We start from the raw sequence: 22605 nt of genomic DNA, 5'->3' as shown, positions 1-22605 counted from the left end.
TTCATCGCGGCACCCCGGGTGTCGGCTCGTCGATGAACAGGTACAGAGGGAGCACCCCGCGCGCGGCGGCGCACTCCTGGTGGGCGTAGATGTGGACACCGCCGTGCTGCTCGCTGCGCTGCGTACGGACGCACGCGTCGGCGTACGGCTTGGGACAGTACGTGCAGGGCCGTGGCCTGCGTGTTCGCGTCGCCATGACCAGGACGGTAGGCCGACCATTCGCTTGGCTGCCGACCGATTGAGCCGGATTGCGCGAGTCTCCCGGGGGCTTTCGCCGGATTGCTCAGATCGCCCTGAGAGACGCCCGGACACGGCCGATGAGCCGCTGTGCCCGGAGACCGGAGACCGCGGCCGCCGCGAGCTGGTCCCAGACGCGGGTGTAGAGGGCGAGGTCGTCGGATGTGTCGTACTGGAGCTCGGTGTTGATGGTCTCGACGATGACCCGCTGCTCGTCGAAGATCCAGAATCCGTGTTTCGGCGTGAGCGGCATGACGGCCCGCAGGGGCACGATGCCGAGCTCGACGGTCGACATGCCGATGAGGCCGACGAGCCGGTCCAGTTGCCCGGTCATCGTGTCGGCGGTGCCCACGTGGGCGTACAGCGCGGCTTCCCAGATCAGGACGCGGAACAGCTTGCCCGGTTCGTACAGGACTTCCTGCCGGCGCATGCGGGATTGGACAGCGGCCTCGGTGTCCCGGGGCGAGCGCATCAGGGCCGCGTTCTGCACGAGGAGGTGCCGGGCGTAGTCCGCCGTCTGGAACAGGCCCGGGATCACGCTCGTCTCGTAGCCGCGGGCCGTGGCGGTGCGTCGGTACTCGGCGACGTACCGGTCCTGCACGGGCGCGTGGCCGGCGGAGAGCTGGCGGCGCCAGCTCCGGTCCTGTGACTCCAGGCCCCGGAGGCGCGTGAGGAGCCCGGCGAGGGCGTCGGGTCGCGTGGCGTTCGCCCAGGTCTCCAGGTCCTCGGAAGTGGGCTTCTGCTTGCCGTTCTGGAGGCGGGAGACCTTCGACTCCTGCCAGCCGAGGCGGAGGGCGAAGTCCTTCTGGTTCAGGCCGGTCTCGGCGCGGAGCTCGCGGAGCCGCGCGCCGAGGGCCTCGCGGCTGCTCTGGAGATCCGACGTCACGCGGTGGACCGTACCGCCGCCCAGACCTCGGCAGTAGGCGCAGAGGCCGCCTGCGCGGCGTCGCGCGCCTTGCACGCGGCGAGGACGGTGGTCGGGTCGGTGATGGCCTCGACGCCGACCGTGGTGTCCGTGTCGTCGATGTGCATCCGGACGAGGGTGCGCGAGTCGAAGAGCCAGAAGTCCCAGTCCGGCACCCCGAGGCGCTCGGCCTCGGCGCGGGCCAGGACGCGGATGTCCTCGCCTGCCGCAACGTTGCCGGCGGCGGCCGCCATGAGGAACCGTTGCCCGTCCGTGGGCGGATCGTCGATCAGGCGGACGCGCGCGAACCGCGCGCCCTCCTCGGCCTTGGCCCGCACGTTCACGTTCCACGGGTGATCCGGCTCCGGCGCCGGGTCGATGCCGCGCATGAAAGCCTGGAAGCGGGCGCCGGTCCGGTCAGTGGCGTAGCCGCGGCGGGTCTCCAACCGGAACGCGCTGTGCTGGAACTCGGCGAACAGGTGGGTGATCTCCTCGAAGGGGATCAGCGGGGGCACAGTCACTCCTTGGGGGCGAAGCGGCTCAGCAGCTCGCGGGGGATGACGACGGCGGTCTCGGCGACGCCGAGGTCGCGGAGCTGCGCGCGGTGCTCGGCGTCGATCTCGTCGCCTTGGACGACGAGGTCTCCGGTCTCGACCACTTCGTACAAGGTGGGGCAGTTGCCGTGCTCGCTGGTGGTACCGATGAACCTGAGCGTCATGGTGGGCTCCGTCCTCGTCGGGTGGCGTCCCAGCATGCTCGGAACCTGCGCCACGCGCCGGCGAGTTGCGCGAGATTGCGCGGAGACCGCGTGCCCTTCCATCACGCAGCAGCAGCCCCGCGTGTAGTCCGCAGCGTGGCGGCCAGGGCCAGGACGCTCAGGGCGAACATCGTGATGCCCAGGGGGACGTGGAAGGCCGGCAGGTGGGCGACGCCGAGGACCACCTGTACCGAGGCGAGCACGAGGAAGCCGGTGGCGTAGAGGATCGGGCGGGGGGAAGCTCCGCCCGGCTTCCACGCCAGGATCGCGGCGAGCACGTACAGCATCGACGCGCCGTACATCACCCTCGATCCGACCTCGTGCAGCTGGTAGCCGAGGGACCCGGACAGCAGCATCCCGGCGGTGACCGACTGGAAGAAGAGGGACAGGGTCTGCAGCGCGACCGCGACCTGCGAGAACGTGAACCTGCCCGGTGCCGGAGTCGTCTGGACGGCCATGATGTGGTCCCTTCTTCTGCCTCGCGGCGGTGGATCGGTACTCTCTCGGCAGTCCGACGACGCAGCCCCGCGAAATGTGAGGTGAGGTGTCGGGCTCACGGGGAAACGGGGAGCGGTCGCGCGTATGAGTACACAGTCCGAGGTGGAAACGGGCCCGGTCTTCGGTGAGCGGCGCCATCTGATCAATCTCTGCTACCGGCTGCTCGGTTCGCTCGCCGAGGCCGAGGACGCCGTACAGGAGACGTACACCCGCTGGTACGCGATGACGCCGCGGGAACAGGCGGCCATCACGACGCCCGGCGCCTGGCTGACGACGGTGGCCGGCCGCGTCTGCCTCGACGTGCTCGGCTCGGCGCGGGCCCGGCGCGAGCGGTACGTCGGCGCCTGGATACCCGAGCCGCTTCCCGACCGCGCCGAGTGGGCCGGCGGGGGCGACCCCGCCGACCGGATCACCCTGGACGAGTCGGTGAGCATGGCCTTCCTCGTCGTCCTGGAGTCGATGACACCGGCCGAACGCGTGGCGTTCGTCCTCCACGACGTCTTCCGCTACCCCTTCGCGGAGATCGCCGAGATCATCGGGCGGACGCCCGCCGCCTGCCGCCAGCTGGCGACCTCGGCCCGTCGGCGCGTCGGCGCCGCGCGGACCCCGGCGGCGCCCTCGGCCGGGCAGGCCGGCCTGGTGCGGCACTTCAAGGAGGCGTGGGAGGCCCGGGACATCGAGGCCCTCGTCGGCCTCCTCGACCCCGACGCCGCGATGGTCGCCGACGGCGGCGGTCTGGTCGGCACCGTCCTGGAGCCGGTCGTGGGCGGCGAGAACATCGCCGCGTACCTGATCCACATCGCCGACAAGGCGCCGGGGCTGAAGCTCCTGGAGCGGACGGTCAACGGCGTGCCGGGGCTCGTCGCGCAGCACACCGGCATGACCGTGACCGTGGCCGCCTTCGAGCTCGACGGCGACCGCGTCACCCGCATCTGGGCGGTCCGCAACCCGGAGAAGCTCCGCGCGTGGACGGGGACCGGGCCGGTCTGACCTCCGCGGGGCCATCCTGTAGAACATACGGGTGAGTCAGAGCAGCAACCCGGCCCCACCCCCGCCCCGCCGCCGCAACCAGGCCGCCCCGCCCCGCGAGGACGTGCTCGCCGCGGCCATGGACACCATCGCCGAGCGCGGGCTCGACGGGCTCACCATGGCCGGGCTCGGGCGGCAGGTCGGGATGAGCAGCGGGCACCTGCTCTACTACTTCCGCACCAAGGACGAGCTGCTGCTCCAGACCCTGGAGTGGAGCGAGGGGCGGCTCGGCGCCGCGCGGAGCGCGCTGCTCGCCCGGCCGGGGACCGCGCGCGAGCGGCTCGACGGGTACGTCGACGTGTACGTGCCCGACGGGCCGCGTGACCCGCACTGGACCCTGTGGCTGGAGGTCTGGAACCGCTCGCAGAACGCCGACGACGACGCCCGCGCCCGGCAGGCCGCCATCGAGGGGGCCTGGCACCGGGACCTCGTCGCGATCCTCGCCGAGGGGGTCTCGCGCGGGGAGTTCCGGGCGGTCGACCCGGACCGGTTCGCCACCCGTACGAGGGCTTTGCTCGACGGCTTCAGTGTGCATGTGGCCGTCGGGATCCCGGGCACCGGGCGGGACCAAGTCCTCGCCCACGTAAGGGAGTTCATCGAGCAGGACCTGCTCCCGCGACCGTAACGCACGTAAGTACACAGGATCGTTGTCCGCTACAGCCTTGTTGCCCGTGCGGGAACTCCGGCACGGTTCCGGTCCATGGGACGAGAGCACTGGAAGAAGATCTGGGTCGGCTCGGCCGGCAACATGGTCGAGTGGTTCGACTGGTTCGTGTACGCGAGCTTCGCCACCTACTTCGCGGGATCCTTCTTCCCCGAGGGGAACGACACCGCCAAACTCATGAACACCGCCGGCATCTTCGCCGTCGGCTTCTTCATGCGGCCCGTCGGCGGCTGGCTCCTCGGCCGGGTCGGCGACCGCAAGGGCCGCAAGGCGGCGCTCACCCTCACCGTCACCCTGATGTCCGCCTCGGCGCTCCTCATCGCCGTCGCCCCCACCTACGCCGTCGCCGGCTACGGCGGCGCCGCCGTCCTCCTGATCGCCCGCCTCCTCCAGGGCCTCTCCGTCGGCGGCGAGTACGCCGCCAGCGCCACCTACCTCACGGAGGCCTCGGCGCCCGAGCACCGCGGCTTCGCCTCCAGCTTCCAGTACGTGTCGATGACCGCCGGCCAGATCCTCGGCCTCGGCCTGCTGATCGTCCTCCAGCACACGATGTCCAGCGAGGCCCTGCACAGCTGGGGCTGGCGCATCCCCTTCATCGTCGGCGCCCTCGGCGCGGCCGTCGTCTTCTACCTGCGGCGCACGATGCTGGAGACCGAGGTGTACGAGGAGAGCGCGGGCGACGGCGTCGCCGCGGGCGAGCAGGGCACCCTCAAGGCGCTCTGGGCGCACCGGCGCGAGGCCTTCCTCGTCGTCGCCCTCACCATGGGCGGGACCGTGGCCTACTACACGTACACGACCTACCTCACCAAGTACCTCTCCAACTCCGCCGGCCTCCCCAAGCAGACCGCGACCCTGGTCTCCTTCTGCGCCCTGATCGTCTTCGCCTGCCTCCAGCCGCTGGCCGGCCGGCTCTCCGACCGGGTCGGCCGCCGCCCGCTCCTCATCACCTTCGCGGTCGGCTCCACGCTCCTCAGCGTGCCGATCCTGGCGATGCTGAAGCACGCGGGCTCCTTCTGGCCGGCCCTCGGCCTCTCCCTGCTCGCCCTGCTCGTCGTCACCGGCTACACCTCCATCAACGCCTGCGTGAAGGCCGAGCTCTTCCCGACCGGCATCCGCGCCCTCGGCGTCGCCCTCCCGTACGCCATCGCCAACGCGCTCTTCGGCGGGACCGCCGAGTACGTCGCGCTGTGGTTCAAGGACGCGGGCATCGAATCCGGCTTCTCCTGGTACGTGGCGGGCTGCGCGGCCGTCTCCCTGGTCGTCTATCTCGCGATGCGGGAGACCCGGGACATCGACCTGGGCCGGGTCGGCGCCTCCGGATCCGGCGGCCCCGACACCCTGCCCGGCCAGAAACGAGATCAGCTGCCCGTATCGTGAGATCGCCGTCCCGGCGGCTCCCCACCTGTGTCAGACTTCCGGCGTGCTTGCTACCACGATGATTATCGGCAGCGGCGCGCCGGTCCGCAGTGGCCACTGATCCGCGGCACAACCACCCGCGGCAGTGGACACCGTGCCTCAGACCCGCGCGCAGACCTCTCGCACCCGCGAGGGGTTTTTTCGTTTTCCGGCCCCACCCATGCCGGAAACGGACAGCGCGTGAGAATGGGGGCAAGTGGATCCAGACCTTCCGGAGCCACATCCGACAGGAGCCATCACAGTCATGACCACGGAGAACGGCGAGAGCCCGCGCCTCGACGACCGCCATGTCGACGACAGCTTCCACGTCTTCGACACCACGCTGCGCGACGGAGCGCAGCGTGAGGGCATCAACCTCACCGTCGCCGACAAGCTGACCATCGCGCGCCACCTCGACGACTTCGGCGTGGGCTTCATCGAGGGCGGCTGGCCCGGCGCCAACCCGCGCGACACGGAGTTCTTCGCCCGCGCCCGCCAGGAGATCGCGTTCAAGAACGCGCAGCTCGTGGCCTTCGGCGCCACCCGCAGGGCCGGCGGCAACGCGGCCGAGGACCCCCAGGTCAAGGCGCTGCTCGACTCCGGCGCCCCGGTGATCACCCTCGTCGCCAAGTCGCACGACCGGCACGTCGAGCTCGCCCTGCGCACCACGCTCGACGAGAACCTGGAGATGGTCCGCGACACCGTCTCCCACCTGACCTCCCAGGGCCGCCGCGTCTTCGTCGACTGCGAGCACTTCTTCGACGGCTACAAGGCCGACCCCGACTACGCCAAGGCCGTCGTCCGCGCCGCGCACGAGTCCGGCGCCGACGTCGTCATCCTCTGCGACACCAACGGCGGCATGCTCCCCGCCCAGATCCAGGCCGTCGTCGCCACCGTCCTCGCCGACACCGGCGCCCGCCTCGGCATCCACGCCCAGGACGACACCGGCTGCGCCGTCGCCAACACCCTCGCCGCCGTCGACGCGGGCGCCACCCACGTGCAGTGCACCGCCAACGGCTACGGCGAGCGGGTCGGCAACGCCAACCTCTTCCCCGTCGTCGCGGCCCTGGAGCTCAAGTACGGCAAGACGGTCCTCCCCGAGGGCGCGCTCGCCGAGATGACCCGGATCTCGCACGCCATCGCCGAGGTCGTCAACCTCACGCCCTCCACCCACCAGCCGTACGTCGGCGTCTCCGCCTTCGCGCACAAGGCCGGGCTGCACGCCTCCGCCATCAAGGTCGACCCCGACCTCTACCAGCACATCGACCCCGAGCTCGTCGGCAACACCATGCGGATGCTCGTCTCCGACATGGCCGGCCGCGCCTCGATCGAGCTCAAGGGCAAGGAGCTCGGCGTCGACCTGGGCGGCGACCGCGCGCTCGTCGCCCGCGTCGTCGAGCGGGTCAAGGAGCGCGAACTCCAGGGCTACACGTACGAGGCCGCCGACGCCTCCTTCGAGCTGCTGCTCCGCGAGGAGGCCGAGGGCCGCGCCCGCCGCTACTTCCGTACGGAGTCCTGGCGCGCGATCGTCGAGGACCGCCCCGACGGCACCCACGCCAACGAGGCCACCGTGAAGCTCTGGGCCAAGGGCGAGCGGATCGTCGCCACCGCCGAGGGCAACGGCCCGGTCAACGCCCTCGACCTGGCGATGCGGGTGGCCCTGGAACGGATCTACCCGCAGCTCGCCAAGTTCGAGCTCGTCGACTACAAGGTCCGGATCCTGGAGGGCCGCCACGGCACCGAATCCACGACCCGCGTCCTGATCACGACCAGCGACGGCAACGGCGAGTGGGCCACGGTCGGCGTCGGCGAGAACGTCATCGCGGCCTCCTGGCAGGCCCTGGAGGACGCCTTCACGTACGGGCTCCTCCGGGCCGGGATCGACCCCGCCGAGTAAACCGGATCGGCCACCTATGTCTTGTTTGTTGCCATTCGGGTAGCTTCGATACATGAGGACCAGGCCGCTCACCGCACTCTCGGCCCTCGCCGGGCTGATGCTCCTGCTGCTCCTGGCCCTGGCCCCCTCCGTGGGTGCCAGGGCCACCGGGGTCTCCGACGCGGCCGCCGCCCTGAAACAGGGCCCGGTGTACGTCGACCCGGGCGCCGCCGGCCAGCTGTCGAAGGCCGACGCGGACGCCCTCGCCCAGAAGATCAAGGACGCGGACAAGCCGCTCTTCATGGCCGTCCTGCCGGCGAACGCCGAGTTCCCGCCGAAGGGCCTCATCGACAACCTGCGGGCCCAGACCGGCGCCGCAGGCCTGTACGCGGTGCGCCTCGGCGACCGGTTCGACGCGGGTGTCGACCCCTCCGTGATGTCCCCCGCCGCCGTGCAGAACCTCGTCACCTCCGTCGACCGGCCCGGCGCCGACGCGGCCACCGAGCTCAACAACTTCGCCGACCAGGCCCTCCCCGCCATGCGTGGCTCCGCACCTTCCACCTGGGGCGCCGTCGGCAAGGACTCCGGGGTCCCCGTCGCCGGACTCGTCACCCTCGGCGCGGTCGTCGCCCTGAGCGGCGGAGCCGCCTACACCGTCGTCCGCCGCAAGAGGCTCCGCAAGGAGGCCGAGGAGCGCGAGGCCCTCGACAAGCTGCGGGTCGTCGTCGACGAGGACATCACCGCCTTCGGCGAGGAGCTCGAACGCCTCGACTTCCACCCCGCCGAGCCCGGCGCCGACGACGCCCGGCGCGGAGACTACGAACGCGCCCTCGACTCGTACGACGAAGCCAAGTCCCTCATGGGCTCCGCGGCCCACCCGCACGACGTCCGCGCGGTCACCAAGGCCCTGGACGACGGCCGCTTCTCCCTCGCCCTCCTCGCCGCCCGCCGCGAGTCCCGCCCGCTGCCCGAGCGGCGCGCCCCCTGCTTCTTCGACCCGCGCCACGGCCCCTCCACCGAGGACCGCGACTGGACGCCGGCCGGCAGCGCCACCCGCCAGGTCCCGGTCTGCGCCGTCGACGCCGCCCGCCTCGACGACGGCCTCGACCCCCTCACCCGCACCGTCGACACGGACACGGGCCGCCGCCCCTACTGGGAGGCGGGCCCCGCCTACGGTCCCTGGGCCGGCGGCTACTTCGGCGGCGGCCTCCTCCCCGGCCTCCTCGTCGGCACCATGCTCGGCTCCGCGCTCTCCACCCCGGCGTACGCCGCCGAGTACGGGGGCGGCGACTTCTCCGGAGGCGACTTCTCGGGCGGCGACTTCTCCGGTGGGGACTTCTCCGGCGGCGACTTCGGCTCGGGCGGCGGCTTCGGCGGCGGCGACTTCGGCGGAGGCGGCGGATTCGACGGCGGCGGCGGTTTCTGACCGCGGCATCTCCGGGCCGGACGACTCCCGCGCGTTGAACGCGTTGAGTAAACGTGCCCGCACGAACGGTGATCGGTGACAGTGCTCGCGGCGGTGCGGCCCGCGCCGCCGCGAGCACACGAAAGGTCCGCCCCGGGCCCGTGCGGGCCGCACCGCTGCCCGCATCCCGACCGGATCCGCGCCCGCGGACGCTGCGCGAGGCCGTCGCCCTGCGCCCGCCGGAATTCGGCTCAGACCAGCGGCTTCACCGACATCAGCAGGTGTCGGTGGGTCGGGTGCTCGCCGTCGGTGAGCAGGGCCCGCTGGCCGGGGCCGAGGAGGTGGAAGCGGACCTCCGGGGCGTCCAGGGAGGTCAGCGCGTCCAGGAGGTAGCCCGGGTTGAAGGCGACCGTCATGGAGTCCGTCCCGGCGAGGGTGCCCGGGAGCTGCTGGGAGGCCACGTCGTCCTCGTACCCCGCCTGGAGGTGGACGCCCGAGGCGCTGAAGGTCAGTTGGACCGGGCTGTCGCCCTCGGCGACCACCGCCACCCGCTTCACGGCCTCGGTCAGCGGCGCCCGCTCCGTGACCGCCAGGGCGTGGTCCCCGAGGGCGAACAGCTTGTCGTGGCGGGGGAGCCGGCCGTCCAGCAGCCGCGTGGTGGTGCGCAGGCCCGCGCTCTCGAAGCCGATCGAGCCGGCGTCGAGCGCGAGGCGGGCCGGGCCGCCGCCCGCGAGGGAGCGGGCGATCTCGGTCAGGCGCCGGGCCGGGACGACCACGTCGGCGGGCTCCGGGTGGGCGTCGCCCTCGGGCTTCCACTCCAGCGTGCGCACCGCGTACCGGTAGCGGTCGGTGGCGGCCAGGGTCATGGCCGGGCCGTCCAGGGCGAGCCGTATCCCGGTCAGGACCGGGAGGGAGTCGTCCCGGCCGGCCGCCACGGCCACCTGCGCGACCGCCGAGGCGAAGGCGTCGCCGTCGACCAGGCCGCGCACCTCGGGCAGCGCGGGCGCGGCCGGGTAGTCGTCGAGCGGCAGCAGCGAGAGGCCGAAGCGGGCGTCCCCGGAGGTCACCGTGAGGCGGGCGCCCTCCACGGCGAGCTCCGCGTGCCCCCGGGGGAGCACCTTGCAGATGTCGAGGAGCCGGCGGCCGAGCACCAGGGCCCGGCCCTCGGCGAGGGTGTCGGCCTCGACCTCGACGCGGGCGGAGGCCTCGTGGTCGAGGCCGGAGACCCGCAGCCGGCCCTCCGACGCCTCCAGGAGCAGACCGCCGAGGACGGGCATCGGCGAACGGGCGGGGAGGACGCGCGCGGCCCAGGCCACGGCGTCGGTCAAGGCGCTGCTGTCGATACGGAATTCCATGCCGCCGACGCTAGCGACCGCCACTGACAACGGTGTTGACCAGCAGTTTCAGCCGCCCTTCGGCGAGGTCGGGCAGGAGCCGGTCGCTGCCTTCGAGGGTGGCGAGGCCGTGCAGGGTGCTCCAGACGAGTTCGGCGAGGGTGCCGGGGGCGCGCCCGCCCGCCAGCGGTCCGACGACGTGCAGGAACTCGGCGAAGGCGGCCTTGAGGATCGCGGGTGAGTCCTCGGTGGCGAACTCCAGGGCGGTGCGCCGGACGAACATCGCCTCGTACAGGGCGGGGTGGGCGCGGGCGAAGGCGAGGTAGGCGGCGGCGAGGGCGGCGAGTCCCTCCGCCGGGCCGGCGGCGCCGGTGCGGGCGGTCCGCAGGGCGGTCGTCAGTTCCTCGATGCCCTGGGCCGCGACGGCCGTGACGATGGCCTCCATGCCCGTGAAGTGGCTGTAGAGGACGGGCTGGCTGTAGGCGACCCGCTCGGAGAGGCGGCGGGTGGTCACGGCGGCCCATCCCTCCGCTTCGGCGAGTGCGCGGGCGGCGTCGACGATCAGACGGTGGCGTTCGGCTCGTTCGCGCCCTCGGCGCTGCTGGTGCAGGGGCATACCGGAACGCTAGCACTGCTAGACAAGAGAGCGGTGGTAGGTCTAGCGTTGCCACCAGTCCTAGCGCCGCTAGATCGGCGCCAGATCGATGTTCTGGGGGATCCATGAACCTGCACCGCGTCACCACCGTCCTGTCCGTGCTCCTCGGCCTCGCCTGCCTCTGGTTCGGCATCAACTTCCTGTTCGCCCCGGAGACGGCCGCCGCCGGCTTCGGCATCCCCTCCTGGCCCGAGGGCGACGCCGCCGGATACTTCGCGGTCAAGGCGGTCCGCGACCTCGCCAACGGCGCGATCGTGCTCACCCTGCTCGCCCTCGGCAAGCGCCGCCCGCTGGCCTGGGTGATGCTGCTCCTCGCGATCGTCCCCTTCGGGGACTCCCTCGCCGTCCTCGCCCACGGAGGCGGATACGCCGCCGCGCTCGGCATCCACGCGGCGACCGGCGTCGTGGTCCTCCTCACCGCCGGCCTGCTCTTCCGGACGTCCCGGGACGGAGTCGGGACGAACTCGGCCGCGCGGGAAGGGAATCACGCCCTCCGCGGTTCTACGGTCTGACTGATCACGCCACGGCACCCAGGGGGAGAGAGCACGATGAGCGACGTCCGCGTCCACGGCACGGTGGAGCCCGGATTCGAGTCCGTACGAGAGGTGTTCGCGGAGATCGCCGCGCACGAGGCGCGGGACGGCGGTGCACAGCTCGCCGTCCACCACCGCGGCCGTCTCGTCGTCGACCTCTGGGGCGGTGACGGCGTCGACGGGGACTCCCTGCTCGGGCTCTACTCCTCCTCCAAGGGCGCCATGGCCCTGGTCACCGCCCTCCTCGTCCAGGAGGGCGCCCTCGACCTGGACCGCGAGGTCGCCTCCTGGTGGCCCGAGTTCGCCGCCGAGGGCAAGGCGGGGATCACGCTCCGCCAGCTGCTCGCCCACCGCTCCGGTGTGATCGGCGCCGACGGCGGCCTCTCCGTCGAGGAGCTCGCCGACGACCGGCTGATCGCCGCCCGCCTCGCGGGCCAGCGCCCGTTCTGGGAGCCGGACACCGGGCACGGCTACCACGCCACGGTCATCGGCGCCCTGGTCGGCGAGGTGGTCCTGCGGGCCACCGGCCGGACGGTCCAGGACCTGTACGAGGAGCGGGTCAGGGCCCCGTACGGCATCGACTACCACCTCGGCCTGCCCGAGGAGCTGGAACCCCGCTTCCGTACGGCCCTGCCGATGCTGCCCACCCCTGCCGAGCAGGCGCTCCTCGCGGAGAACCCGATCGCCCCGGACAGCCTCATGGCCATCGCGTTCAACTTCCACGCCGACCCGCCCTTCGACATCGTCGGCTACGCCAACTCCCGGGCGGTACGGGAGCGGGCGCCGCTCTCCGGCGGCGGCATCGGCACCGCGCGCGGCCTCTCCCGGATGTACGCGACGATCGCGGGCGAGCTCGACGGCCGGCCCCCGCTCCTCGCCCCCGGCACCCTCGCCGAGGTCGCCCGGATCCACTCGGCGGGCAAGGACCTCGTCACGGGGGAGGAGAACGCCTTCGGGCTCGGCTTCGTCCCGCTCGCCACCCGCTACCCGTCCCTGAGCCCGGCCGCCGTCGGCCACAGCGGCGCCCCCGGCTCGCAGGCCTTCGCCGACCCGGCGACCGGCCTCGCCTACAGCTACGCGCGCCGCCGCTTCGCCTTCGCCGGAGGCCCGGGCGCCGCCGAGAACGACCGGCTGGTCCCGGCCGTCGTCGAGGCGGCGGCGAAGGCGGTCTGACCGGCCCCGTACCCGCACGAACGCCGAGCGCCCGCCTTCCGCTGCTGCGGAGGGCGGGCGCGCTCGTGTGTCCGGTCGATCAGACGGCGTGAACCGGTCGGCCGTGTGTCCGGTCGATCAGGCGGCGGCCTTGATCGCGGAGATGTCGAAGTTCAGCTTGACCTTGTCGCTGACCATCACGCCACCGGTCTCCAGGGCGGCGTTCCAGGTCAGGCCCCACGCGGAGCGCAGGATCTCGGCCGAGCCCTCGAAGCCGACGCGCTCGTTGCCGTAGACGTCCGTGGCCGTGCCGTTGAACTCCAGGTCGATGGCGAGCGGCTTCGTGACGTCCTTGATCGTCAGGTCGCCGGTGACCCGGTACTTGTCGCCGCCGAGCTGCTCGGCCTGCGTCGAGCGGAAGGTCATCAGCGGGAACTGCTCGGCGTCGAAGAAGTCGCCGCTGCGCAGGTGGCCGTCGCGGTCGCCGATGCCCGTGTCGATGGAGGCGATCTTGACCTCGATCGAGGCGGAGGAGGCGCCCGGGTTCGCGCCGTCCAGCTTCAGTGCGCCCTCGTGCTCGGCGAACGTGCCGCGGACGTTCGTGACCATGGCGTGGCGGACGGTGAAGCCGATGCTGCTGTGGGCCGGGTCGATGGTGTAGTCGCCGGTCAGGGCGGCCAGGGCCGGGTCGACGGGGAGGGTGGCGGTGGCGACGGCGGACTCGTTGCTCTTGCGGTTGAAGAGACCCATGACTGACAGCTCCTTGATCGGTGTTTGTTGAACCTTCAACGAGAATGACTGTAGACCTATTCCGTTCAAGTTTCAACATCTGCGCGAGATGTTCACCCGTACGGCGCCGAAAGACGTCCGACGCCCTCTTTCGGACGCGCGTAGAACTGCGGCACCATCTCCCTGCGCCACCGGATCCACCGGCTCCCTCGCGCCACCGGCACCACCTGCACCGCCGTCCCCAACCGTCACGGTCACCAGCAGGAGGCACTCCCGATGAAGCTCCGCTCCGTCCTCACCGCCCTCGCGCTCGTCCTGGGGGCGCTCTTCGCCCCCGGCGTCGGCGTCCTCACCGCCGCAGGCGAGGCCCACGCGGTCACCAAGATCAGCCACGCCACCGCGACCTCGATGTTCCGGTCCTCCGGCATCACCTGGTCGTCGTCCGGCAACTGTTCCGACCGGAACGTCTCCACCTGCACGTCGTTCGACCAGCTCAACCTGGCCACCGCCCAGGGCGCCCAGACCCTCAGGAGCGCCAGCGGCTGCGCCCTCAACATCACCGGCGGCACCGAGACGGGCCACGCGAGCGGCACGTACTCCCACTGGAACGGCTACAAGCTCGACTTCGGCAAGGCCACCTGCGTCACCAACTACGTGAAGAACACCTTCACGTACATCGGGTTGCGCGGTGACGGAGCCCCGCAGTGGAAGTCCGGCGCGGGCAACGTCTACGCCGACGAGGGCAACCACTGGGACGTGACCTTCTACAACTGCGGCGGCTGCTGACCCGTCCTCGGTACCCGAGAAGCCCCCTTCGGCGGTCACTTGGACTAACCGGAGGGGGTTCTTGGACTTGAGGGGTCCGCGGGGCGCGATCTCGTTGACGGTGCCGCGGGGGCGGGGCCAACTAGTGCGCATGTCCCTCCCCCCTTCGCGAAGAATCCGTGCGGCCTGCGCGCTCGCCGCCGCTTCATCCGCCGTGTTCGCCCTCGCAGGGCCCGCCGTGGCCGAGCCCCGGGCGCGACTCGCCGAGGACGCCGCCACGGCCACGGCCGACACCGCCTCGGCCGTCATCTCCTCCGCCCAGCTCTCCGTCGCCGTCGCCGAGGACTTCCCCCGTGTCCTCTCGTACACCGACCGGGCCGGCGGCGCCCGCCTCCTCGGCAGTACGGCCCCGGTCACGCAGGTCGTCCTCAACGGCACCCCCTACGCCGTCCAGGCCAAGGGCGCCCCCGTCCTGACGGCCGCCTCCGCCGCGTACACCCTCGCCTTCCCGGCCCTGCCCGGTGTCGAGATCGACGCGCGCCTGAGCGTCGAGGGCCGGACCACGACCTTCCGGGTCACCGCCGTCCGCGACACCGACACCTTCCGCGTCGGCACCCTCGACATCCCCGGCCACGACCTCGTCTCCGTGGGCTCGTCGGACGGCGGCGCCGCCACCGCCTTCACCCGCCTCGACCCGGACTCCACCCGCACCGCCGACGTCTTCTCCCAGGTCACCGCGGCCACCCCGGCGGAGAGCGCGGCGGTCGGCGCGAGCTACGCGATCGTCAACACCGGACAGCTGGCCGCCGCCGTCGAGTCCAACTCCAGCTACGACAAGCCCACCGGCGCCTCCGCCCGCGACGGCGCCCGCTTCTGGCACCAGGCCAGGACGACCGCGACCGAGACCCGCGTCGGCGTCTGGTCCGGCCAGTGGACCTACCGGGGCGCCGGCGCCCCGCGGCCCGAGAGCGGCGACGACCTGCCCTGGGCCAAGGTCGTCGTCACCCCCGACGCCAACGCCGACGGCGCCACCGACTGGCAGGACGGCGCCCTCGCCTTCCGTACGATCGGGATCAAGGCCCCCGGCAGCGAGCAGACCCCCGACCGGGTCGTCGCCCACATCCCGTTCAACTTCGCCTCACAGGCCACCCACCCCTTCCTGCGCACCCTCGACGACGTCAAGCGGATCTCGCTCGCCACCGACGGACTCGGCCAGTTCGCCCTGCTCAAGGGCTACGGCTCCGAGGGCCACGACTCCGCCCACCCCGACTACGGCGGCAACTACAACAAGCGCGCCGGCGGCCTCGCCGACCTCAACACCCTCCTCAAGGAGGGCGGGAAGTGGGGCGCGGACTTCGGCGTCCACGTCAACGCCACCGAGTCGTACCCCGAGGCGAAGAACTTCAGCGAGACCCTCGTCGACAAGACCAAGCCCGGCTGGAACTGGCTCAACCAGAGCTACTACATCGACCAGCGCAGGGACATCAACAGCGGCGACCTCGCCCGCCGCTTCCAGCAGCTCCGCGACGAGACCGACCCCCGCCTCTCCACCCTCTACATCGACGTCTACTACACGCACGGCTGGATCGCCGACAAGACGATGCAGGCCGTCCAGGCGCAGGGCTGGAACGTCGCCACCGAGTGGTCCGAGAAGTTCGAGCGCTCCTCGCTCTGGTCCCACTGGGCCAACGACCTCGACTACGGCGGCGCCACCAACAAGGGCCTCAACTCGCAGATCATCCGGTTCATCCGCAACGGCGAGAAGGACGTCTGGAACAACCACCCCGTCCTCGGCCAGACCGCGCTCGTCGACTTCGAGGGCTGGACCGGCGAGACCGACTGGAACGACTTCACCGCCAACATCTGGCAGCGGAACCTCCCCGCCAAGTACCTCCAGCAGCAGACGATCACCCGCTGGAACGGCAACGACATCACCTTCACCGGCGGCGTCCGCGGCACCGTCGAGAACGGCCGGCGCACCTTCTACCAGGACGGCCGCAAGGTCCTCGACGGCGAGACCTACCTCCTCCCCTGGGACACCGACGGCGGAGCCGGGAAGCTCTACCACTACAACAAGGCCGGGGGCACCACGAGTTGGGCCGTCCCCGCCGGGACCCGCTCGTACACCGTGTACCGGCTCACCGACAACGGCCGCGTGAAGACCGCGACCGTGCGGCCCGTCGACGGGAAGATCACCCTCGACGCCGTCGCCGGGCAGCCGTACGTCCTCCACCCCGACCGCGCACCCGCGCAACCCGCCCCGCAGTGGGGCCAGGGCACCCCGGTGAAGGACCCCGGCTTCAACGACACCAAGCTCCGCGGCTGGTCCAAGGCGGGCACCGTCGCCCGTGACACCGACGCCCAGGGCCGCAACAGCGCGAAGCTCAGCGGCTCGGCCACCGCGTCCGTACAGCAGCGGATCACCGGCCTCACCCCCGGCGCGCGGTACACCGCCTCCGCCCTCGTCGAGGTCGAACCCGGCGCGACGCGCCCCACCACCCTCTCCATCGGCGGGCGGACCGTCACCGTCGAGCGCTCGACCCTCGACGACCGGGTCGCCGCCTCCGACTGGAACGGCACCCGCTTCCAGCGCGCCAAGGTCACCTTCACCGCACCGGCGCGCGGCGCCACCACACTGAGGATCCAGGCCGCCGGCGGCAGCCCGGCAGCCGTCCGCATCGACGACGTCCGGATCGTGGCCAACGACCCCGCCGTCAAGGCCGGATCGGCAGCGTACGAGGACTTCGAGGCCGTCGACCAGGGCTGGGGCCCCTTCCTCAAGGGCGACTCCGGCGGGACGACCGACCCGCGCACCCACATCGCCCAGCTGCACGCCCCGTACACCCAGGCCGGCTGGAACGGAAAACTGATCGACGACGTCATCGGCGGCGCCGAGTCCCTCAAGTCGCACGACGAGAACAGCGGCCTGGTCTACCGGACCGCGCCCTGGACCGTCCCGATGAAGGACGGCCACACGTACCGCGTGGAGTACGACTACCAGTCCAGTCACGCGGGCGCCTACGAGTGGGTCACCGGCTACGACCGCACGACCGGCACCGGACCGGCCGTCGAGACCCGCCGCACCCCGATCGGGCAGCAGCGGACCACCGGGCACTTCTCCGAGACCGTGACGGCCGGCTGCGGCGACACCTGGACCGGGCTCCGCAAGCGCGGCGACGCCCCCGACGGCGCCGACTTCGTCCTCGACTCCTTCACCGCCACCGACCTCGGCCCGGCCGCCGAGCGGGCCGCCTGCGGCACCCTCGCCGTCACCGCCCCGGAGACCCTGGAGCCCGGCCACGCCAACGAGGTCACGGCGACCCTCACCAACGACGAGGCCGCCGCGATCACCGGCGCCCGGGCCGCGCTCACCCTCCCCGAGGGCTGGACCGCCGAACCGGCCGCGCCCGTCGCCCTCGACCCGGTCGCGGCGGGCGGCAGCGCCACCGTCACCTGGCGGGTCACCCCGCCCGTGGACGCCCCCTACCGGCCGTACACGCTCGGCGCCGAGGTCGCGTACACCCTCGGGGACGGCGCGCGGAAGCTCACCGCCGCCACCACCGTCCGCACCCTGCCGCCGCCGCCCACCGCCGACAGCTGGGCGAGCGACCTCGACTGGACCTCGTCCGCCAACGGCTGGGGACCCGTCGAGCGCGACCTCTCCAACGGCGAGACCGGCACCGGCGACGGCTCCCCGCTGCGGATCGGGGGAGTGACGTACGCCAAGGGGCTCGGCAGCCACGCCCCCGCCACGGTCCGCTACTACCTGGGCGGTCGCTGCACCTCCCTCACCGCCGACGTCGGCGTCGACGACGTCCAGACCAGCCGCGGCACCGTCCGGTTCAGCGTGCTCGCGGACGGCACGGAGAAGGTGACGTCCCCGGTCCTCAAGGCCACGGACGCCGCCTGGTCGCTGACCGCCGACGTCACCGGCGCCTCCTATGTCGACCTGGTGGTCGGCGACGGCGGCGACGGCAACGGCAACGACCACGCGGACTGGGGGAACGCCCGCTTCCACTGCGGAGGCTGAGCAGCCGTCACAAGGCGGTAAGCGCTTTCGGCGAACCGGTGCCCACCCGTGCCGTGCTCATTGATTGCGTCGGAAAACCGGTGTTACACCAGGCGCCGAACGGTCTCCACCACTTCCCCCGGGAGGCTCCTGTGCCCGTCCCCGCCTGGTCCCGCCGCACGTTCCTGATCACCGCCTCCGCCGCGGCCGCGGCCCTCGGACTCCCGTCGTCCCCCGCCCACGCGGCGGACGGCGAGTTCGAGGCGCTGCGGCTCCGCTGGCTCGACCTCGCGCTCGGCTCCGGCTTCGACGCCGGGGCCGAGCCGTACGCCTCCAAGCTCGCCGAGACGGGCACGCTCGCCCGGGCGTTCCGCGCCTCCATGGCCCCGGCGCCCGCCTCCCTCTGGCCCGGGGTCGCCTTCGACCCGCCGGCCGGCATCACCCAGAGCTACAGCCGCCTGTGGACCATGACGCAGGCGTACGCGCAGCCCGGCACCGGCCTCACCGGCGACCCGACGCTGCTCGCCGACGTCCTGACCGGCCTCGACCACCTCTCCGCCACGGTCTACCGCGCGGGCGCCCCGCGCTACGGCAACTGGTGGGAGTGGCAGATCGGCAGCCCCCGCCTCCTCATGGACATCGTCGCCGCGCTCCACCCGCACCTCGGCGCCGAGCGGATCGCCGCCGCCTGCGCCGCCGTCGACCACTTCGTCCCCGACGCGGTGCTCGCGGACTACAGCGGCACCTCCACCGGCGCCAACCGCGTCGACCTGTGCCGCTCGGTCGCGCTGCGCGGGGTCCTCGGCGCGAACCCCGCCAAGATCGCCCTCGCCCGCGACGCCCTCTCGCCCGTCTTCCCGTACGTGACCCAGGGCGACGGCCTCTACGCCGACGGCTCCTTCGTCCAGCACACCTGGGTGGCCTACTCCGGCACCTACGGCCAGGTCATGCTCGACGGCCTCGGCCGTCTCTTCTCTCTCCTCGCCGGATCCACCTGGGCCGTCACCGACCCGAACCGCCAGATCGTCCTCGACAGCGTCGAGAAGGCCTACGCGCCCCTCATCCTCGACGGCCTGATGATGGACAGCGTCAACGGCCGCGCGATCAGCCGCGGGTACCTCAAGAACGACGACCGGCAGATCATGCGCTCCGACCACTTCCACGGCCAGGGCGTCATCGCGGCCATCGCCCTCCTCGCCGGCGGGGCCTCCGCCGCCGAGCGCGACCGCTGGCACGCGCGCGTGAAGGGATGGATCCAGCGCGACACCGTCTCCCCGATCCTCGCCGCCCGCCAGTTCGGCGTCGCCGACCTCGCCCGGCTGCACGCCGTGGCCGCCGCCCCCGTCCCCGCCGCCCCCGAACCCACCGGACACCGGCTCTTCGCCGCCATGGACCGGGCCGTGCACCGCCGCCCCGGCTGGGCCGCCAACATCGCCATGGCCTCGCAGCGGATCTCGTACTACGAGTGCGGCAACGGCGAGAACCCGCGCGGCTGGCACACCGGCGCCGGCATGCTGTCCTGGTGGACCCCGGACCTCGGCGACCAGTACACCGACTGGTTCTGGCCCACCGTCGACCCGTACCGCCTCCCCGGCACCACCGTCTCCACCAAGCGCCTCGCCGACCGCGCCGGCGGCGAGTGGGGCGCGCCCAAGCCGGCCGTACGGTGGGTCGGCGGGGCCACCGACGGCGCGTACGCGGCCGTCGGCCAGCACCTGAAGGGCCTCGGCTCCACCCTGGAGGCCCGCAAGTCCTGGTTCTGCGCGGCGGACGCCGTCATCTGCCTCGGCGCGGGGATCACCGCGACCGACGGAGTGCCCGTCGAGACGGTCGTCGACAACCGCCTCCTCGGCGAGGCCGGCACCCAGGCCTTCACCACCGGCGACCGCTGGGCGCACCTGGAGGGGCACGGCGGCTGGGTCTTCCCCGAGGGGGCAGCACCGCAGGGCACGGGGAACCTCCACACCCTCCTCGACGACCGCACCGGGGCCTGGAGCGACATCAACACCACCAGTTCGACCGAGCGCCGCACCCGCCGGTACCGGACGCTCTGGCTCGACCACGGCACCGACCCGGTCGCCGCCTCGTACGCGTACGTCCTGATGCCCGGCGCCTCGCGGGGCCGGATCGCCGCCCGCGCCGCCGACCCGGACTGGCTGCACGTTCTCGACAACGGCGCCGAGCGGCAGGCGGTCGCCGTCCCGTCCCTCGGACTGACCGCGGCGAACTTCTGGCAGGCCGGTACGGTGGGCCCGCTCACGGTCACCGCCCCGGCGAGCGTCCTCGTCCGCAGGCGCCGCTCGGTGCTCGATCTCCGGGTCGCCGAACCGCCCCGCACGGGGCAGCCGCTGGAGCTGGTCTGGGACCACCCGGTGCGCCGGGTCCTCGCCCACGACCCCTCCGTGGAGGTGCTCGGCACCGGCCGCTCGCTCCGGCTGCGGATCACCCCCGGTACGGCGGGCGCCACCCACCGTTGCGAGGTCCTCGTCTGAGCCCCGCCCATGGCTATGTGAGAACCCCACAAACACGAGGGGTGTCTGGCTGTTGACTCGGGCTGGACAGGCCACGGTTCTGTCCAGCCCCACCAGGAATCGACACGGGAGACTGTACGGAGTCGACGGCAGGGTTTTCTTGTCCGACTTCGTAGGGTCGGTACATGACCGTTGTGGACCAGATCCCGAGCGAGCCCGCTGACGCCCGTGGCCGAGTGGCCGAGCTGCACGTCCTGCGCGAGCAGGCGCTCCGCGGCCCGAGTGACCGCGCCACCGAGGCCCAGCACGCGAAGGGCAAGCTGACCGCTCGCGAGCGCATCGAGCTGCTCCTCGACGCCGGTTCCTTCAGCGAGGTCGAGCAGCTCCGCCGCCACCGGGCGACGGGCTTCGGCCTGGAGGCGAAGAAGCCGTACACCGACGGTGTGATCACCGGCTGGGGCACGGTCGAGGGCCGCACGGTCTTCGTCTACGCGCACGACTTCCGGATCTTCGGCGGCGCGCTGGGCGAGGCCCACGCGACGAAGATCCACAAGATCATGGACATGGCCATCGCGGCCGGTGCTCCGCTGGTCTCCCTGAACGACGGCGCCGGCGCCCGTATCCAGGAGGGCGTCTCGGCGCTCGCCGGCTACGGCGGCATCTTCCAGCGCAACACCAAGGCCTCGGGCGTCATCCCGCAGATCTCGGTGATGCTCGGCCCGTGCGCCGGCGGCGCGGCCTACAGCCCCGCCCTGACCGACTTCGTGTTCATGGTCCGCGAGACCTCGCAGATGTTCATCACCGGCCCGGACGTCGTCAAGGCGGTCACCGGCGAGGAGATCACCCAGAACGGCCTCGGCGGCGCCGACGTGCACGCCGAGACCTCGGGCGTCGCGCACTTCGCGTACGACGACGAGGAGACCTGCATCGCGGAGGTCCGCTACCTCCTGTCGATGCTCCCGCAGAACAACCGCGAGAACCCGCCCACCGTCGCCTCCGAGGACCCGGCCGACCGCCGCTCCGACGTGCTGCTCGACCTGGTGCCCGCCGACGGCAACCGTCCGTACGACATGCACAAGGTCATCGAGGAGCTCGTCGACGAGGGCGACTACCTGGAGATCCACGAGCGCTGGGCGCGCAACATCATCTGCGCCCTGGCCCGGCTCGACGGCCAGGTCGTCGGCATCGTCGCCAACCAGCCCCAGTCGCTGGCCGGTGTCCTCGACATCGAGGCCTCCGAGAAGGCCGCCCGCTTCGTGCAGATGTGCGACGCCTTCAACATCCCGATCATCACCCTTCTGGACGTACCCGGCTTCCTGCCGGGCGTCGATCAGGAGCACGGTGGAATCATCCGCCACGGCGCGAAGCTGCTCTACGCGTACTGCAACGCGACCGTGCCCCGGATCAGCCTGATCCTGCGCAAGGCGTACGGCGGCGCATACATCGTCATGGACTCGCAGTCCATCGGCGCCGACCTGACGTACGCCTGGCCCACCAACGAAATCGCGGTCATGGGCGCCGAAGGCGCCGCCAACGTGATCTTCCGCAAGCAGATCGCCGAGGCCGAGGACTCCGACGCCATGCGCGCCCGCATGGTCAAGGAGTACAAGGCCGAGCTGATGCACCCGTACTACGCGGCGGAGCGCGGCCTGGTCGACGACGTCATCGACCCCGCCGAGACCCGCCAGGTGCTCGCCCGGTCCCTCGCGATGCTCCGCACCAAGCACGCCGACCTGCCGTCCCGCAAGCACGGCAACCCGCCTCAGTAAGAGGAGCCACACCAGTGACCACCCCTGCCAATCTTCTCCGTGTAGAGAAGGGCCACGCCGACCCCGAGGAGCTCGCCGCCATCACGGCGGTCCTGCTCGCCCGCGCGTCCGCCCAGCCCACCCAGACGCACGACGGCCGCTCCACGGCCGGCTGGCGCCGCCTGGAGCGCCAGTCGGGCTTCCGCCCCTCCCACTCCTGGCAGGGCTGACCCCCGCCGCACCCGAAGGCCCCCGCTCCCACCCGGAGCGGGGGCCTTCGGCGTACCCCTCGCGCCCCGACCCGGAAACGACGGAGGCCCCGCGCCCCCGGCAGGGGGGGGGGGGGGCCCCCGGGGGATACCGACGGGGGGGCCTCCGGGCCAACCCCCGGGGGGCCCGTGGGGGGGGTGGCCCGGGGGGGTTAGGGGGCGCGAGTGGGGCGCG

The 22605-nt window shown here is 72.3% G+C and carries 20 protein-coding genes; 12 read left to right on the top strand and 8 right to left on the bottom strand.

The window, feature by feature from the left end; translation table 11 throughout:
* Position 1: 1 nt before the first annotated feature.
* From ACFC0G_RS09120 to ACFC0G_RS09100, 5 genes are all read right to left on the bottom strand, one after another.
* On the bottom strand, positions 2–196 hold the full coding sequence (locus ACFC0G_RS09120; RefSeq protein ID WP_376399603.1) for a hypothetical protein: 195 nt from the start codon (positions 194–196) through the stop codon (positions 2–4).
* Positions 197–283: 87 nt separating this feature from the next.
* Positions 284–1123: a helix-turn-helix domain-containing protein gene (locus ACFC0G_RS09115; protein WP_376399601.1), complete on the bottom strand. Its 840-nt coding sequence runs from the start codon at positions 1121–1123 to the stop codon at positions 284–286.
* Positions 1120–1656 carry a DUF6879 family protein gene (locus ACFC0G_RS09110; RefSeq protein WP_376399598.1) on the bottom strand — a complete coding sequence of 179 codons (537 nt, stop codon included), beginning with the start codon at positions 1654–1656 and terminating at the stop codon, positions 1120–1122. Before ACFC0G_RS09110 ends, ACFC0G_RS09115 begins: the two co-directional genes overlap by 4 nt.
* A 2-nt stretch (positions 1657–1658) precedes the next feature.
* Positions 1659–1859: a hypothetical protein gene (locus ACFC0G_RS09105; protein WP_376399596.1), complete on the bottom strand. Its 201-nt coding sequence runs from the start codon at positions 1857–1859 to the stop codon at positions 1659–1661.
* Positions 1860–1960: 101 nt separating this feature from the next.
* Positions 1961–2356 carry a hypothetical protein gene (locus tag ACFC0G_RS09100; RefSeq protein WP_376399593.1) on the bottom strand — a complete coding sequence of 132 codons (396 nt, stop codon included), beginning with the start codon at positions 2354–2356 and terminating at the stop codon, positions 1961–1963.
* Between the two features lie 124 nt (positions 2357–2480).
* Here ACFC0G_RS09100 and sigJ point away from each other — a divergent pair, with 124 nt between their 5' ends.
* The 5 genes from sigJ to ACFC0G_RS09075 all read left to right on the top strand — a co-directional run bounded on the left by sigJ (position 2481) and on the right by ACFC0G_RS09075 (position 8786).
* Positions 2481–3386, top strand: coding sequence for an RNA polymerase sigma factor SigJ (gene sigJ / locus ACFC0G_RS09095; protein ID WP_376399590.1), 906 nt, complete (start codon positions 2481–2483; stop codon positions 3384–3386).
* 118 nt (positions 3387–3504) lie between these two features.
* On the top strand, positions 3505–4050 hold the full coding sequence (locus tag ACFC0G_RS09090) for a TetR/AcrR family transcriptional regulator (protein WP_376400473.1): 546 nt from the start codon (positions 3505–3507) through the stop codon (positions 4048–4050).
* Between the two features lie 75 nt (positions 4051–4125).
* The gene (locus ACFC0G_RS09085) at positions 4126–5466 is read left to right on the top strand and encodes an MFS transporter (protein WP_376399587.1); all 1341 of its coding nucleotides are present in this window, start codon (positions 4126–4128) and stop codon (positions 5464–5466) included.
* Positions 5467–5749: 283 nt separating this feature from the next.
* A complete protein-coding gene (gene cimA / locus ACFC0G_RS09080) occupies positions 5750–7381 on the top strand; it encodes a citramalate synthase (protein WP_376399585.1) in 1632 nt (543 codons plus the stop codon).
* A gap of 52 nt (positions 7382–7433) precedes the next feature.
* Complete coding sequence (locus tag ACFC0G_RS09075) at positions 7434–8786, top strand: hypothetical protein (RefSeq protein ID WP_376399582.1); 1353 nt, start codon at positions 7434–7436, stop codon at positions 8784–8786.
* Positions 8787–9016: 230 nt separating this feature from the next.
* On the opposite strand, the gene dnaN is transcribed toward ACFC0G_RS09075, so the two are convergent.
* Both dnaN and ACFC0G_RS09065 read right to left on the bottom strand, forming a co-directional pair.
* The gene (gene dnaN, locus ACFC0G_RS09070; protein WP_376399579.1) at positions 9017–10120 is read right to left on the bottom strand and encodes a DNA polymerase III subunit beta; all 1104 of its coding nucleotides are present in this window, start codon (positions 10118–10120) and stop codon (positions 9017–9019) included.
* 10 nt (positions 10121–10130) lie between these two features.
* Positions 10131–10715, bottom strand: a complete 585-nt coding sequence (locus ACFC0G_RS09065; protein ID WP_376399576.1) for a TetR/AcrR family transcriptional regulator — start codon at positions 10713–10715, stop codon at positions 10131–10133.
* A gap of 104 nt (positions 10716–10819) precedes the next feature.
* On the opposite strand from ACFC0G_RS09065, the gene ACFC0G_RS09060 reads away from it, so the two are divergent.
* Both ACFC0G_RS09060 and ACFC0G_RS09055 read left to right on the top strand, forming a co-directional pair.
* The gene (locus ACFC0G_RS09060) at positions 10820–11266 is read left to right on the top strand and encodes a DUF4267 domain-containing protein (protein ID WP_376399573.1); all 447 of its coding nucleotides are present in this window, start codon (positions 10820–10822) and stop codon (positions 11264–11266) included.
* Positions 11267–11302: 36 nt separating this feature from the next.
* The gene (locus tag ACFC0G_RS09055) at positions 11303–12460 is read left to right on the top strand and encodes a serine hydrolase domain-containing protein (protein WP_376399570.1); all 1158 of its coding nucleotides are present in this window, start codon (positions 11303–11305) and stop codon (positions 12458–12460) included.
* Positions 12461–12577: 117 nt separating this feature from the next.
* Here the strand turns inward: ACFC0G_RS09055 and ACFC0G_RS09050 are convergent, their stop codons facing one another.
* On the bottom strand, positions 12578–13189 hold the full coding sequence (locus ACFC0G_RS09050) for a YceI family protein (RefSeq protein WP_376399567.1): 612 nt from the start codon (positions 13187–13189) through the stop codon (positions 12578–12580).
* A gap of 255 nt (positions 13190–13444) precedes the next feature.
* On the opposite strand from ACFC0G_RS09050, the gene ACFC0G_RS09045 reads away from it, so the two are divergent.
* From ACFC0G_RS09045 to ACFC0G_RS09025, 5 genes are all read left to right on the top strand, one after another.
* The gene (locus ACFC0G_RS09045) at positions 13445–13954 is read left to right on the top strand and encodes a hypothetical protein (RefSeq protein ID WP_376399565.1); all 510 of its coding nucleotides are present in this window, start codon (positions 13445–13447) and stop codon (positions 13952–13954) included.
* A gap of 130 nt (positions 13955–14084) precedes the next feature.
* Positions 14085–17963, top strand: a complete 3879-nt coding sequence (locus ACFC0G_RS09040; protein WP_376399562.1) for an endo-alpha-N-acetylgalactosaminidase family protein — start codon at positions 14085–14087, stop codon at positions 17961–17963.
* A 131-nt stretch (positions 17964–18094) separates the two neighbouring features.
* A complete protein-coding gene (locus ACFC0G_RS09035; protein WP_376399560.1) occupies positions 18095–20434 on the top strand; it encodes a polysaccharide lyase 8 family protein in 2340 nt (779 codons plus the stop codon).
* 164 nt (positions 20435–20598) lie between these two features.
* Positions 20599–22182 (top strand): acyl-CoA carboxylase subunit beta, encoded by a 1584-nt coding sequence (locus tag ACFC0G_RS09030; RefSeq protein WP_376399557.1) that lies wholly within the window; start codon positions 20599–20601, stop codon positions 22180–22182.
* A 14-nt stretch (positions 22183–22196) separates the two neighbouring features.
* Complete coding sequence (locus ACFC0G_RS09025) at positions 22197–22391, top strand: acyl-CoA carboxylase subunit epsilon (RefSeq protein ID WP_376399554.1); 195 nt, start codon at positions 22197–22199, stop codon at positions 22389–22391.
* Positions 22392–22605 lie beyond the last annotated feature (214 nt).

Source organism: Streptomyces sp. NPDC056169 (genome assembly GCF_042268445.1).
Lineage (GTDB): Bacteria > Actinomycetota > Actinomycetes > Streptomycetales > Streptomycetaceae > Streptomyces.
The sequence above is the reverse complement of the archived record's forward strand: the minus strand, read 5'-3'. Positions and strand labels throughout refer to the sequence as shown.